The following is a 14736-nucleotide window of genomic DNA, read 5'->3' on the forward strand; positions in this document are numbered from 1 at the left end:
TCGAAAGCCTGGTAGGTGTAGCGTGGCGTTCAGCGCTGCCACAAGCGTGCATCGCAGGTAGGAGGGGTAGGGAGCCGTGCCACAGGACGCGACCGTGACCGCGGCGGACATCGCCCGGCTGGCCGGTGTCGGACGGGCGGCGGTCAGTAACTGGCGCAAGCGCTACGACGACTTTCCCCGACCCGTCGGTGGGACGGCCACCAGTCCGTCGTTCTCTCTCATCGAAGTACGCCGTTGGTTGCGGGATCAGGGCAAGCTCGACGAACCGGCCGTCGACGAGGATCTCTGGCACGAACTCCGGCGGACCACCGACGAGGCCGCGCTGCCCGAAATCCTCGGGTACGCGGGTGCCTTTCTGCTCCGCCTCGTGCGCGACCCCGCGTACGGGGAATCGCTCGCTGGGGCGTCCGACGCCGACATCCTGCGGAACCTGCCGAGTGTGGTCGACGAGGCCGCCGCGATCCTTCCGGGCGGGCGCCCGTTCCCAGCCGTGTTGCGGCGACGGTTCCCGCCGTTGCTCCGCGGACTGGCGTCGCTGGCGGCGGAGCGCGGGGCGGTCGAGACCTTCGAGTTCCTGCGTGAGCGCTACCTCGATCTCCACCGGCGGCGCATCTACGTCACGCCGTCTGAGGTCGTCCGGCTCGTCTTGGACCTCGCCAGCCCCGATCTCACGACGGTCCTCGATCCGGCCTGCGGCACCGGTGGCTATCTGCTGGGCGCGCTCGAACGCGGTGCCTCGGGGCCCGTGTTCGGCCAGGACGCGGACGAGACGATCGCGCGACTCACCGCCGTGCGTCTCGCCCTTCGCGCGCCGGGCGCGGTCGTCCGGGCCGGTGACTCGCTACGCCACGACGCGTTTCCGGACGTCCTGGCCGATCTCGTCGTGGCGACTCCGCCGTTCAACGACCGCAACTGGGGTTACGACGAGCTCACCGCCGACGCTCGATGGGAATACGGCCTACCGCCGCGCACCGAGTCGGAACTCGCATGGGTGCAGCACGCGCTGGCGCACTGCGTACCGGGCGGCCAGGCGATGCTGCTGATGCCGCCCGCCGCCGCGAACCGCCGTGCCGGACGCCGGATTCGCGCGCAGCTTCTTCGCCGCGGCGCCCTCCGCGCGGTGTTCACCCTGCCGCTCGGTGCCGTCCCGAACATGGCGGTGCCGTTGAACCTGTGGGTGCTGCGACGCCCTGCCACCGGCGACCGGCAACCGAGCCGGGTCCTCATGGTGGAGACGTCGGAGGACTACGTGGCACAGGCCGTCACCATCTGGCGCCGATTCGAGGCGGAACCCGAGGAGGAGCTCGACGAGCCGGGACGCGCCCGCGCCGTCCGCATCATCGACCTGCTGGACGAGGAGGTAGACCTCACCCCGTCACGCCACATCGGCCGCCCCGCCGCGGCTCCCGCGATCGAGCGGGTCACCGATGAGCGTGTCGGCGTTCTCGGACTCCTGTCGGCCCTGCCGGAGCTGCTCCCGGAGGTGGAGGGCGGCGAGGGAGCGGCTGACGCCCCTCTCGTTCCCGTAGCGGAACTCGTCCGCATGGGCCTGGTCACCGTTCACTACGGGCCCGGTGCTCCCTCTGCGGACGAGGAGGCCACGACGGCAGGGGCCCCTCCGATCCTGACCGCCGACGACGTCGTGCAGGGTCGCTGGCCGTTCCTGCCGCCCGGTTCGGAGATCGTGCTGGACGAGGACCTGATCCCGGTCCTCGCGGGCGACGTCGTGGTCCCGACGATCGTGCGGAGACCCGAGGCCCGTGTCGTCCCGGAGCCGGGGGCGGTGCTGGGCCGTCACCTGTTCCTCCTGCGCCCCGACCCCGAACGTCTCGACGCGCACTTTCTGGCGGGCGTCCTGCGCGGCTCGCTCAACCTTCGCCACTACTCGATGATGTCGTCGAGCTACCGGGTGGACATCCGCCGTGCGGAGGTACCGCTTCCCCCCATAGGCGAGCAACGGCGCTACGGTAGTGCTTTCCGGGGGCTTGAGGAGTTCGAGACGAAACTGCGCCTGGCCGCCACGCTCGGCGGAGATCTGGCCCGCCTGCTCGGCGACGGTCTGGCCGACGGGAGTCTGCGCCCGATCGGGCCCGCCCGCGCCAGGACCCGGGGAAAAGGCTGCGGCGCCTGAGCGGAGGAGGCGAACGTGCGGCGGGGTGACCTTCTTGGCGAACGCGGTCGCTACGAACTCGATCAGGCCATCGGGCGCGGAGGCATGGGTGAGGTATGGCGCGCCTACGACCGGTTCCTCGACCGCCGTCTCGCCGTCAAGTTCACCTTCGTGCGAGAGGCGCCGGACGAGGCGCTGGTGAGCCGCTTCGAGCAGGAGGCGCGTAGCACCGCCTGGTTCGAGCACCCGGGCGTCCCGACCGTGTACGACTTCGGCGAGCACCGGGACGAGGCGGGCGGCCACTGCTTCTACCTGGTCATGCAATACGTGGAGGGGATGACGGTCGGCGATCTCGTCGACGCGCACGAGCGGCTGCCCATCTCCTGGGCCGCTCTGATCGCGGCGCAGGTGGCGGCGGTGTTGAGCGTCGCGCATCGAAGGCCGCTCGTGCACCGTGACCTCAAGCCCAGCAACCTCATGCTCTGCGGGGACGGTTCGGTGAAGGTGCTCGACTTCGGCGCGGCCGTCGGCCTCGGCCCCCAGGACGTCCGGGCGACCACCACCGGCTTCGGAGGTCCCTACACGCCGGGCTACACCGCCCTGGAGCAGGTCTACGGCAGTCCCGAGCCGCGGAGCGATCTGTACTCGCTCGGCTGCGTGCTCTACGAGATGCTCACGGGACGTCAGGTCTTCCCAGGGACGACGCCCTACGAGGTGGTCCGGCGTCATGAGGACGAGGAGCCGGTCCCGCCGCGCTGCCACCGCCAGGAGATCCCGCTCGGGCTCGACGCCCTCGTCCTGCGACTGCTCGCCAAGCGGCCGGACGATCGCCCGGCGGACGCGGAGGAGGTCTACCACCGCCTCCGGGAGTTCATCGGGCCCCTCGAACCCCTGCCGGGCGCGGTCGACGGCACCACGAAGGTCCGCCTCTACGGCGACATCGTGAGCAGGATCGAGATGGCCGACACCGTGTCTGCCGCCGCACCCGTGGTGGAACCCACGGTGCTCCCCGATGTGGACGAGATCGTCGCGGCCCGAGCGGAGGCCGCGGTCCTCTCCGATGACGGCCGGTACACCCAGGCGGCCGGGATCCTCTCGGACATGATCGAACCCGCGCGTCTCGCGCTGGGCGACGACGATCCCGAATACATGGGGCTGCGGTTGGACCTCGCCGATGTTCTCTTCCAGGGCGGCGACCACCGGCGCGCCGTCGCGGCCTACGGCAGGCTCGCCGTTGAACTGGCCGAGTGGTACGGCCCGGACGACGCCGAGGTGCTGCGCTGTCGCGAGCAGGAGGCACTGTGCCACGCGCGGCTGGGGGCCACCACCACCGCCATTCGAAATGTGGAGGAGCTGCTCGACGACATCTCCCAGGCGGGACCCTACGGCGACACCGCCTTCCGCCTGCGGGAGCTGATGGCCCGGCTGTTGCCGGCGGTGGGCCGGACGGGCGAGGCGCGTAGGGAGATCACCCAGCTCACGGACGACCTACGCGGGCGCTACGGCGATGGCCATCCGCAGCTCAGTGCCCTGAAAGTCCTGCTCAACGAGCTCGGCTAGGGAAGGAACGGGCTGGCCGACGCCGTGTACGACACGGCCAGCCGGTCGCGAGCGCGCGTGCACGCGACGAACAGCAGGCAGCGCTCCTTCTGCACGTCCTGTGCGTGCGCCTTCGGGTCCTCGGCTTCCGGCGTGACGGCGCGGGACGACGGCAGCGAATGGTCGTCGGCCCCGATGACCGCGATGCAGCGAAACTCCAGGCCCTTCATCCGGTGCATCGTTCCCACCTGGACGCCCGCCGACTTGCTGGGGACCTGGAAGGCCTTGACGCCATCGGCCTTCAGCCGCTCGACGGCCTTCCGCACCATGTACTTGTACCGCGCGGCGACACCGATCGTGGCCGGTTCGACCCCCTCGTCGAGCCAGGACCGCACCTGCCGGACGAGCCCGTCCAGCTCCGCCTCCTGATCGTCGTAGGCCGTGACCGTCGGGCGCCGGCCGTGCATGGGGGACCGGTAGCCGTCCAGCGTGTCGGCGGAGTCGTCGAGGCCCTGCGCGGGGGAGAGCCCCAGCAGCGACACCGACCAGGTGAGGATCTCCTGCGTCGTCCGGTAGTTCAGCTTCAGCTTCGAGCTGCGTCCCCGGACGTTGATGCCGAGGCTCGCCAGCGACACGTGGCTGTCGTAGATCCGCTGGTGCGGGTCGCCCACGATGAAGAGGTCGTCGGGGCCTTCGGCCACCAGCCGGCGCAGCAGCCGCCACTGTGTCGGGTGGATGTCCTGCGCCTCGTCGAGGATCACATGGTCGTACTCGGGGCCGCCCACGAGTTCCGCCGCCTCGTTGGCGAGCTGCGGGAAGGTCGACTTCTCCTCGGCCTTCAGCCGGTCCACCACCTGCTGGACGGCCTTCCACACCGTCGACCGTTTTCCCTGGCCGAGCGGGACGCCGCGGCCGGTCCGTGTGCACGTGAGGTAGTCGGCCTCGCTTTCCAGCCCCTGCGCGAGGATGACCTGTTCCCACTCCCGGTTCAGGAAGGTGGGCGAGTACGGTGTCTGCTCGGCCGCCTCCGTCCAGAGCGGTTCCAGGACCTCGCCGCCGGCGATGTTCGGCCGCCGGTGCCGGCCGACGATCCCGTAGGCGATGGCGTCCACGTTCCGGACGTGGATGCGCTCTCGCACCCGCTCGTCCTCGATGAGCAGCGCCAGCTGCGCCTCCAGTGCCTGCGCGAGGTTGGTCGTGTAGGTCGTGAGAAGGACGCGGGTCGCATCCCCCTTCGAGGCCAGCAGGCGAGCGCGATGGAGGGCCGTGACGGTCTTCCCCGTCCCGGCCCCGCCCGTCACCTGCGCGGGGCCGCTGTAGGACGGTCGCAGCGCGATCTGCCGCTGCACCGGGTGCAGGAAGATCCGCCACGTGTCGAACGGGTGCGCGAGGATATCGCGCAGTTCCTCGGGCCCGTTCACGAAGGCGACCTGCCCGGGTGTCCGCCGCATGGCCGCGACCAGGTCGTCCGGATCGACCGACGCCGGTCGCTCCTCGCACGACAGGCTTTTGGCGACCTCCTCCCACGCCTGCTGGACGTTCATGCCCTGCGCGAGTGCCAGCAGCGCGATGTACTGCGGTTCGGGCAGCCGCCTCTCCAGCGCCTGGAGGTGCGCCTCGGTCGTCAGCAACCGGACGAGCGGGATGAGGTCCGCGTCGATGCCGAGCTTGATCAGGTCCTTGTCGAAGACATGCCCGAACAGCCGGAAGGCGGTGCCTTCGGCGGCCTTGGACAGCGCCGGCGACATCTCGTCCAGCGCGGCCTGGTCGCGCACCTCCAGCACGCCGAGCCGCTGGTTGACGGTGAACTTCCTGCTCCTGGCCCAGGCGATCGCCTCGTCGTGGGGCAGGACGGCGAGCAGGCAGTGCACGTCCCCCCGCTCCGGCGCGAGCACCACCCCGCGCCAGAACTGGTCGATCCGAATGGTCCTGATACGGGGGTCCCTGGAGTTGTGGATCTTCTCCAGATGCAGCCCGGCGTAGGTGTGCTCGGCGAACTTCGCGAAGGTCGCTTCGACGCCCTTCCGTACCTTCGGCTCCAGCCTGGCGTACTGCGGCATGAACGAGTTCGCAATCGCCAGCTGAGCCAATTCCGTGCCCTTTCATCCCTTTTGACGACTGGTCGAGGCGCCATTCTAGGTGTCCGATACTCGCCGGATGGGCCGCCAGAACGATACAGAGCAGCCATCGCCGTCCGGATCCGGACAACGACAGCCGGTCAGCTCGATGACGGAAGACCAGGACGTCACCCGGGGGAGACGTCGCCCTCTTCGGCGGCGCGGTAGTGCGGGTGGTCCATGTCGGCGACGCGGGCCAGATGGAGGGGGACCGGCCAGCGCGTACGGCCCCGCCAGGAGACCGGCTGGGCGCAGAGCCGCGCGGCGATCACCGCCGCGGACTCCTCGGAGAACCGCCCGGACCGCGCGACGACGAACTCGGTGCCCGTGAACGAGTGCCAGGGCTTGCCCTGGAGGAACTTCTTCTCAAGAGGCAGCGTGAACCGCGTGTACAGGGCCCCGCAGCGGCCGACGATGCCGGACTCGTAGGTCGTGGACGTCCTGCCCAGCATCCAGCTCCGCCTGCCGTCATCCCCCTCGTGGACGTAGAGCCGCCCGTCCGGCTTGGCCGGCTGGTCCGGGTCCGCGGACCGCTTCCCGCCGGCCGCCTTGTGGACGGGCCGGGGAATCTCGACGTCGTCGGAGCAGATGCGCACCACCGCCATGTCCCGAGCCTCCGGGAGGCCGTCCCCGGGCAGCGCCCCCGTCCCGAGGCGCGCGTCGGAGAGCCCGGACCACACGCGGCGGCTCGCGTCCGCGTCGATCATCACCAGTACCGGGTCCTCGTCGTGGCCCGGGAGGGAGCCCAGAGCCTGGTCGACGAGATCACGCGCGTTCGCGAAGGCGTCCCGGCCCGCCTCCGCTCCGATCGCGGAAGCGTGGAAGGCGGCGAGACCCTGGGCATGGGGACGCCATCCGGTTCCCGGGACGTACATGTGCATGGTCCAGGGGCGGGACGGGTCCGGGTCGGCGTGCAGAGCCACGAGCACGGTGACGAGGACGGGACGCGCCTTGGCCGCGGTCGGGTTCTGTCGCCGGATGTGCACGCCGACGAGCCAGGCCGGCCGGTCCAGCGCGTAGGACCGCATCGTGACGGCGTCCCGGAGCCGGTCGTCGCTGAACCCGCCGAGCCGCATCAGGTCTTTGAGGGCCGCTTCCACGGGATGGTCGGTGGCCTCTGGGTCCTCAGAGGCCTCAGAGGCCGGGCGGGTCGCGATGAACTGCGAGGCGACTCCGAGTTCGGCCAGCGCCCGCCGCAGCGGACGCTTGGCGTCGGGCCTGTCGTCCTCCTCGTCGTGGGCCGTCTCGACCAGCGCCAGCGTGAGGGTCCCGGGTTCCGCCTTCAGCATGGGCGCCTCCGACGCCAGCGCCGCGGCGTCCACCTGGACGTCGTCGAGCAGTGCCGCGATGTCGTACCCCACCACTTCGGTTCGCCGGGTGAGGGGCTGCACGACGCCGAGCGCGGGCGTCGGCTCAGGCGACTGCGGATGCCGGTACTTCTCCAGCCCCTCCCGGATACGCTTGCGTGTGCCGGAGGTCGCGGTCAGGTGGACGATGCGGAGGCGGCCATGCTCGGTCGCGCCGATCGCGGCGTCCAGCGCCTCCGGCCGAATGTGGTCGCTGATGGCCGAGGCGGGCACTCGGACGCTCACGCGGCCGGCCCCCTTACCTGGGGCGGTGAAGGGCTGGTAGGTGATCGGTTCCGCGTCAAGCGCCTTCGCGGCGTGCTCGGTCAGCCGTAGGTACGTGCGCGGGCCGACTCCGGTGCCGATCGGGTGTTCGGTGTTGGTCGCCCGCCAGGCGCGGACGCGTTCGGGATGCTCGCGCAGTACGTCCGGCCCCCATGGCAGCGGATCGAGCCCGCAGGCCGTGACGATGTCGGCGCTGAAGTCACCGAGGACGCGCCCCACGCCGTCCTGGTCCTTTCGGTATCCGACCGGAAGCCGCAGCAGCGCGCTGCCGCCGTGCTCCCGGCCATGGTCGATCCAGACGTTGCGGACGTCGTAGAGGCCGTCGCGAAGGCGCGTGAGGGTCGCGTCGAGGACGCAGATCAGGTCGCCGACGCCCGGCATCGTCTTGATGTGCGGGGTGATCTGCATGATGGCCCTCGCGTCGGTTCCGTTCCGCCGCGGCTTGGTGATCGGGTCGTCCCAGGCGACGAGGGCGCCGGAGCTGTCGAGGCGGAAGGTCACCTCGCGCCCGTCGAACAGCACCGGCCGGGCTGCGAGCTGCTTCGCGACCACCCAGCGCAGGACCCGGTAGACCCAGGGCTCGGCGGCCACCCGCCCAGGCGCGGGCCGCCGGACCGAGTCGGCGAGCGCCGTGCTGACGGGAGCGACCCCGCTGAGCAGGGGAGCCAGCACGTTCGTGTCCGACCCGCGGCACAGCCGCTCCCACTTGCGGACGGCGATGGCGAGGATCGTGGGATCGATGGGCTCGGTCGTGACGAGGAGGACGTCCCCCTCGCCCATGCGCGTCCGGGGCAGGACGCACACGGGACGGCCGGTGACGGCGGTCAACGCGTTGGCCAGTGACGCGTGCGGTGCCCGTGCGCGGTCGTTCTTGCCGCGCCACCGCCGCCCGAGCTCCCAGAGGGCCTCGACGAAGGCCGCCGGCAGCGGATAGACGTACAGGCGGCCGAGCTGTTCGGGCGGAAGGCGGAAAGCCGCGGTCCACAACATCGTTCACTCCTCGGGGGACGGTCGCCGGTCGGCGAACTCGAAGAAGGCCCGCAGGGTCGGGCCGTAGAGGCGAAGGAGAGGGTCGAGCTCGCCGGAGGCGGCCCACTCGTCCCGCAGCGCGCGGATGAGACGCGGCAGGTCCGATCCACCGCGCGTGTCGAAGAAGGCGTGGTCGACGAGGTGCACCCGGCCGGGTGTGCCACCGCGGCGGGCTCGGCCGACGAGCTGGACGAGGCCGATGACGATCTCGGCGACGACGCCGCGCTGGACCCAGTCGGGCTGGGAGCGGAAGAACTGCGCGGAGCGGACCACCTCGGCGAAATGCCGGCCGGCCCTGCTGATCCGGAGCCGGAGGGCGGCCTGAGGGTGCTCCTCGCCTCCCCGCTCCGCGGCCCAGAGCCGGTGATTGATGTGGGCGAGCAACTCGGCGGGCTCGTCGAGGATCGGGATAGGCCGGACGACGAGGTAGATCGAGCCGAGCGCCGAGACCGTTCCGTCGAGGATGTTGACGCCGCGTTCCACGGTGGCCAGCGGCGCGATCAGGATGCGGGCTCCCGTGGCCGGGAAGCGCTCGACCCGGTCGGCGGTGAGGGTGTGCCAGCGCGAGTCGGTCATCGCGCGCTCGTCGCCCCGCCTGGCGACAACGCAGAGCGAACCCGGCGCGGCGCCCGCGCGCGCCATGCCCTCGGCCAGGTCGAGGCAGCTCGCGTACGAGGTCGTGGCGACGAGGATCAGGTCCCGTCCCGGTGTTCCCGCCCGCCGGCGCCGAACGGCGAGCCGATCGAGTTCCGGGTGGAGCGTCGCGCGGTACAGGGACTCGCCGAGGTCTCGCACGTTCAGTTCCCGACGCGGCCCCTGGACGCCCGACACCCTGATCGGCGACTGGTCGGCCGAGAACGCCTGGGACGCGAGGACCGTCACTCCCGTGGGGTCGGCGTCGGGGACGCTCCAGGTCGGCGCGGTGTGAACGTGATGGTGCGGTGCGCCGGGGAAGTACGAGGTCGCCGACAGCCCGAGAACGGCCCTCGGCACTCCGGCGTGGGCGCGGGCGGTCAGTTCGCCCAGGTACAGCACGTAGCCGTGCGGGTCGCCGCCGAAGGCGGCCATCGAGAGCTTGGCGTGCCGGGGCGTCTCCGGGTCATGGCGTTCCTTGAAGGCCAGGAACAGCCGGCCGAGCGGGCTTCCGGGCATGGCCGTCCACGCCGTCAGCCCGCCGAGCGCGTCCGCGACCTGGTCGGCGGACTCCGCGCCGACCGCCCGCAGGTGCGAGGTGTGCACGAACAGTTCCTGGAGCCGCCGCCGCAGCGGCTCCAGGTAGGCGCGGCGGATCATGCGTTCGGCGAGCAGGCCGCGCTGTGCCTCGTCCGCCGCCACCGGTTGGAGCAGGCTCACGAGCCGCGTCAGATGGACGGGGAGGATCGCGTCGCGGCAGCCGTCCGACACCGCGCGCAGCACCGTCGAGACCTCGGCCAGCAGTTCCCGCTGTTCGCGTTCGCCGAGGCCGCCGCCGAGCCGGAGTATGCCGGCCGCCTCGGCGACCGAGCCGGTGTAGAGAAGGTGGAGCGCGCGTGTCTCCTCCTCGGCGATGTCCCGGCCGTCAGGGGGCAGGCCGAGGAGCCGCCCCGTGATCCAGGCGTCATGGCCGCGCGGGACGATCCAGTGGTCGGTGCGCCAACCGGGGCGGTGCGCGCGCACGGGGCGGAGCCAGCCATGCGCGAGCCCCGCGACGTACCCGCCCGCCAGCAGTTGCAGATCGGAGAGGATCGGGCGGACCTCCCCGTCGATCTCGGCGGGGATCTGCCCGAAGGCGGTGCGGAACTCCTCCTCCAGGGTGTGCAGCGGAGTCTTCCGCGGTCCGTCGGCGAGCACGAGGTGGCGGGCACTCCGGCCGATCACCGCGGCCTGGAACTGGTCCAGCTCGTCGACCGCGACGAGCTGGCACCGCCGTAGCAGGAACTCCTCGACGCTGAGCCGGTCGGAGCGTCCCGGCGCCGTCGCGCCGGAGGTTTCGAGGGGGATGTGCATCCGCCCGGTGAAGAACGTCTGGTGCGCGGTGACAATGACGTCGGCATCCACGGCCTCCCGCATCAGCCTGAATTTGCCGCAGCCGGCCCGCCAAGGGCAGGCGCGTGGAGCGCCGTCGGTCTCGGTCCTCCCGGGGCGTGAGGGGCGCAACTCCCGGCACGGCTCCTCTCCCGGCCGCCAGGTGTCCACCTCGGACTCGGTCTCGGCCGCCGCGGCGAGCGCGCACCCGTAGGCCAGCCGCTCGTACGCCCAGGCGCCGAAGCCGTCCGGATCGTCGGTCGCGGCCTTCACCGCGTCGTCCATCAGCTTGGCCGGGGACAGCAGCGGTGTGCAGGACGCGTCGATCTCCAGCAGCGACAGGTCGCTCTCGATGCGGTGCGCGAGCTGAAGGGCGGCGGCCCTGGTCGGGACGACGAGCGCGGTGGTCAGGTGCTGTTCGGCGGCGTGCGTCCCGATGACCTCCAGCAGCACGGACTTCCCGAATCCGGTCGGCGCCTGGAGAATCTTCGTGAGCCCGCCCGCGCCGACACGCAGCCCTTCGGCGACGGCGTCGCCGTCGCGGTCGACGAGCCCGGCGAACAGCGCCTCGACCCGCTGTAGACGGTGTCCCTCGCCCCGGGCGTTGTCGATGCGTTCGGCCATCTTGCGCAGGTCGTCGGCTCCGAAGACGACCTCGTCCCTACGCGGCGCGTCCGTCACCACCGGGATCTCGTCGGCTCCGGCGCGCAGGTCGGTCAGGTTGTAGACCGCGCGGGTCGTGGTCGTCGCCGCACCCTGGCGCAGGACGCGGAGCGTCGTCCGGTAGCGGCCCGGAGCGGCCGGCGCCGTCAGCCGGGCGCCGTTCCTCCGCTGCCGTGAGAGTTCCGTGAGCAGGCGTTCCGCGTGTTCGAGCGGAGACAGGCCGTGGTCGGGCGTGAGCGTCCCGTCCGGTTCGCGGTGGTAGCCGGGCAGCCGCCCGGTCGCGGCGGCGGTGCGCAGCGCGGCGGCGAAGAACTCGGCGCTCGCCAGTTCGTCCGGGCGGTGTCTCAGCAGCGCGCAGACCCGTCGCTTGTCGTCCTCCGCGAGACGCCAGTAGCCCGGCCAAGCGTCGATTCGACCTGTGAGCAGCAATTGGGCGTGTTCTTCGTGGGCCTTGCCGCCCATGCCGGGGAAGTAGACCTCGGCAAGCGCCAGGGCACAGGAGATCGACGTCTGCTCGCGGACGCGCTGCCTGTCGTTCGGTCGCGTCATCGGGGACTCCCCGCCCGAGCCGCCCTCCGGCGGATCCGGTCGTGGATCTGGTCCTCGGTGGCGATTCGCGTCTCGGGCAGGAGTCGCCGCAGCTCTCCGATCTGGTCGCGCCGGTACCGGGGCAGGACGAGATGGCCCGAGGCGATCGGCCGTTCCTCCAGTCTGCGGGCGAGCGCGGAGGCGGAAGCGTAGTCCTTGACGTCCAGGGTGAACTCCCATTTGTCGCCCTCTCCGGCTCCCACGACCTGGATGTCGTGAAGGTCCTTTCGCGGGTAGAGGGCGGTCTTGACGCCAGGGAGAGCGGCGAGCCGGTCGTGCAGCCGTACTTCGACGACACCGGGCACCACGATGTAGCGCCAGACCGACTCGTCCACACAGACGGCGCCGTCCGCGGGCCGGGCCCCGGGGGCGCGCCGCGACGCGCCGACCGGCCTCAGCCGCGAAGCGGTGCCACCGTCCGGTGGCCCGTAGACCGCCTCGTGGCGGGGGAAGTCGCAGCGCACCAGCGGGCCCCGCACCCGCATGGGCCAGCGGCAGACCGGACAGGGCCACCACAGGCCCCGCCACCGCCGCTCCTCGGGGATCTCCGAGTACGGGACGAGCGCGGGAAGGTCGAGGGCGTCACGCGCGACCATCAGCTCGGTCAGAGCGCCGGCGGGGCGCTCGGTGATGAACCTCCGACCCCGGGTGTACTCGTCGTCGGTTCCGACGAGGAGCGCGCGGAAGGCCGCGGTCTCGATCTGTTCGGCCCGGTGGACGCGCCAGCCCGGAAGCCACCCCGCGCCGGGATCGTCCTGTCCGCTCAGGACCTCGGCGGTGTAGTCGCAGCCGATCTCGAAGGTCGCGTCGGTGAGCTCGTCGTCCGCGTCGAGCACCACGAGACCGCCCACATCGGCTCCGCATCCCGGCAGCCATGTGCCGAGGGGGCGCCTCAGTGCCCCGACCAGCTCGACCGGCGTGGTGGGCCCCCGCCCGGGGCCGCACGTTCTCATGATCACTCCGGTCATCCTGGCGATCTCGGTCCAGGCCTCCGGCCGCTCCCGCCTGACGGTCCAGGCGAAGCCGGCCCGGATCGCCGCCGTGACCGCCCGCTCAAGCGTCGTCGTACTCGTCATGTCGGCTTCCTCTAGAACGGGGGCTCGTCGTCGGCGCCGGGCTCGGCGATGCCCTGGGCCACGGCGGCGGCGCGGCCGCTGACCGCCCGCGGAACGTCCAGCACCTCGCCCGTCCGGGGGTCGATGCGGACGCCGTCCACCACGATCGGCGCCGCCGGGTCGGTCGGGGCGCGGTCCGGACACCACTGGGCGACCGGGCATCCCGCGCACCAGTGACCCGGGTTCGGACGGAAGGCGGTGTCCACGTGCCACTCGCCGGTCATCCGGGCGATGACGTCCCGCGCCGCCTCCCGCACCGCCGGGTCGGAGACCTCGAACGAAAGGACCGTCGCCGCGTCCGGTGTCATCGTCTCCAGCTCGACCGTGCCGGCCTGTTCGCCGCCGAAGACGCCGTGCTCGACCAGGCGGACGGCCAGCGCGAGCTGCGGCACGCGCGAGAAGACCTCGCCGGGCTCCTCGCCGGGCGTCGCCGCCAGCGTCGTCTTCTGTTCCCGGTAGACGGTCCGGCCGCCCACCTCGCGGATCAGGTCCGGGTAGGCGACGACCACCACGTCAGCCGCGGGGTCGTACACCGCCAGGGCCGGTTCCGGGACGACGTTCTCCACCGTGTCGTCCAAGGGGCAGACGGCCAGATGCGCGAGCAGGAACGGTCGGGCGTCCAGGTACTCCTCATGGGTCATGACCTCCGCGGCCAGGCCGAGGTCCGCCGCGTCCACCTCCGGAAGGTCGTCCAGACGGCAGGCTCGGGCGGGTGAACGGCCGTGCGCGGCCTCCAACCACCGGTGGACGGCCCGGCCGCGCCGCACCGCCGATCCGTCCGCCCACGGCGTCGCGGGAATGTGCAGCTCTCGGAGGTGCGCCTGCGCTGGGCAGATGAGGTACTGCCTTCCGGTCGTGACCGACCACGTCCGGCGATGTGTTCCGGTTCCCTGTAGGCCCAGCAGGCCGGGAACACGCGGCAGCGCCTCGCACGACGCCCGTGCCTTGCAGTCGACGCAGTCGGAGCCTGGGCGCTTGCCTGCGCCGAAAACGACCCGGGTCACAAGATGACGCGTATTCTTCTGGTAGGTCCGGCGGATCTCGTCCGGAGTGGAGTCCACGAGAACCCTTGGGGCGATGTCGGCCGCTAGGACCACCTCCACCACCCGTATCCGCGTGGGCATGTGCTCGTCCGCGTCGACGTCGACCGGCAGATCCCGGTACACGTCGCCCTGTGCGCGCTGCCCCGCCGCCGCCACGAAGGCCATGGCGTCGTTGGACGGGGCGTCCCGTTCGCCGGCCCTGCTCATCCGCAGCCGCCGGAACTCCCGGACCCGGCCGTCCGCGGATGCGTACCACCGTCCCCAGGCGGTGAGCATCCGCAGCTCGGCCGCCGACTCGTGCTGGACGACCCGGGGAAGCGGCTGCGGCATGAGCACGACGTCTTCGGGCTCGAGTTCGTCCGCGACCCACTCGGCGGCCTGGAGGTAAGCACCGCAGGCGTGCCGCACCCACGCCGCCACCCCGGGGTGGACGGTCGAACGGTTGCGCGTGACGGCCTCGTTTACCGCGTCCGCGATGTCCGTGCCCTGGAACTCGACCGAGTCGAGCGCCCTCATGACGAGCCCCAGCGGGAACGTGTCCCAAGGCGCGTACCGGCGCCGCTCGTACGCGCTCGGCCAGATCCGGGGGCGGGCCTTGAGGGCCGTGAAGTCGCGGCAGTGCCGGTCGTCGCGGTCGAGGGCACTGGCCGAGAGCCTGATGATGTGCGCCTCACCGCGCAGCCCATCGTGAGATCCCCACTCATGAACGGTCATAGCGTCCATTAGAGCAGTTGTGAACTCGATCAACATAGAAATCGATGGATGGTAGGGTAAGTCTTACCGCGAGGACAGCACCACGGTTTCCTGACGCGGTGTCATCCGTCGGCTTGCGAGAGGCGTCCACCCAGGGTGAGCATGTGCCACGTGCGGTACCGGTGGCCGCTTGCGACGGGGAGA

7 protein-coding genes are annotated in these 14736 nt (G+C 71.5%); 2 read left to right on the forward strand and 5 right to left on the reverse strand.

What is annotated here, in order from left to right; genetic code table 11:
- The first annotated feature begins 94 nt into the window (after window positions 1–94).
- Together GNZ18_RS07565 and GNZ18_RS07570 are read left to right on the forward strand one after the other, a co-directional pair.
- Window positions 95–2131, forward strand: coding sequence for an N-6 DNA methylase (locus GNZ18_RS07565; RefSeq protein ID WP_312874360.1), 2037 nt, complete (start codon window positions 95–97; stop codon window positions 2129–2131).
- Between the two features lie 15 nt (window positions 2132–2146).
- On the forward strand, window positions 2147–3670 hold the full coding sequence (locus GNZ18_RS07570) for a serine/threonine-protein kinase (protein WP_312874361.1): 1524 nt from the start codon (window positions 2147–2149) through the stop codon (window positions 3668–3670).
- Here the strand turns inward: GNZ18_RS07570 and GNZ18_RS07575 are convergent.
- From GNZ18_RS07575 to GNZ18_RS07595, 5 genes are all read right to left on the reverse strand, one after another.
- On the reverse strand, window positions 3667–5739 hold the full coding sequence (locus GNZ18_RS07575; protein ID WP_156215450.1) for a UvrD-helicase domain-containing protein: 2073 nt from the start codon (window positions 5737–5739) through the stop codon (window positions 3667–3669). The two genes, GNZ18_RS07570 and GNZ18_RS07575, sit on opposite strands and share 4 nt — an antisense overlap.
- 155 nt (window positions 5740–5894) lie before the next feature.
- Entirely contained in the window at window positions 5895–8387 is a 2493-nt protein-coding gene (locus tag GNZ18_RS07580) for an RNaseH domain-containing protein (protein WP_156215451.1), read from the reverse strand.
- Between the two features lie 3 nt (window positions 8388–8390).
- The gene (locus GNZ18_RS07585; RefSeq protein ID WP_156215452.1) at window positions 8391–11642 is read right to left on the reverse strand and encodes a hypothetical protein; all 3252 of its coding nucleotides are present in this window, start codon (window positions 11640–11642) and stop codon (window positions 8391–8393) included.
- Window positions 11639–12757 carry a restriction endonuclease-related protein gene (locus GNZ18_RS07590; protein ID WP_156215453.1) on the reverse strand — a complete coding sequence of 373 codons (1119 nt, stop codon included), beginning with the start codon at window positions 12755–12757 and terminating at the stop codon, window positions 11639–11641. Before GNZ18_RS07590 ends, GNZ18_RS07585 begins: the two co-directional genes overlap by 4 nt.
- A gap of 11 nt (window positions 12758–12768) precedes the next feature.
- Window positions 12769–14553 (reverse strand): PD-(D/E)XK nuclease family protein, encoded by a 1785-nt coding sequence (locus GNZ18_RS07595; protein WP_156215454.1) that lies wholly within the window; start codon window positions 14551–14553, stop codon window positions 12769–12771.
- Window positions 14554–14736: the final 183 nt, after the last annotated feature.

Source organism: Actinomadura litoris, from assembly GCF_009733595.1.
Lineage (GTDB): Bacteria > Actinomycetota > Actinomycetes > Streptosporangiales > Streptosporangiaceae > Spirillospora > Spirillospora litoris.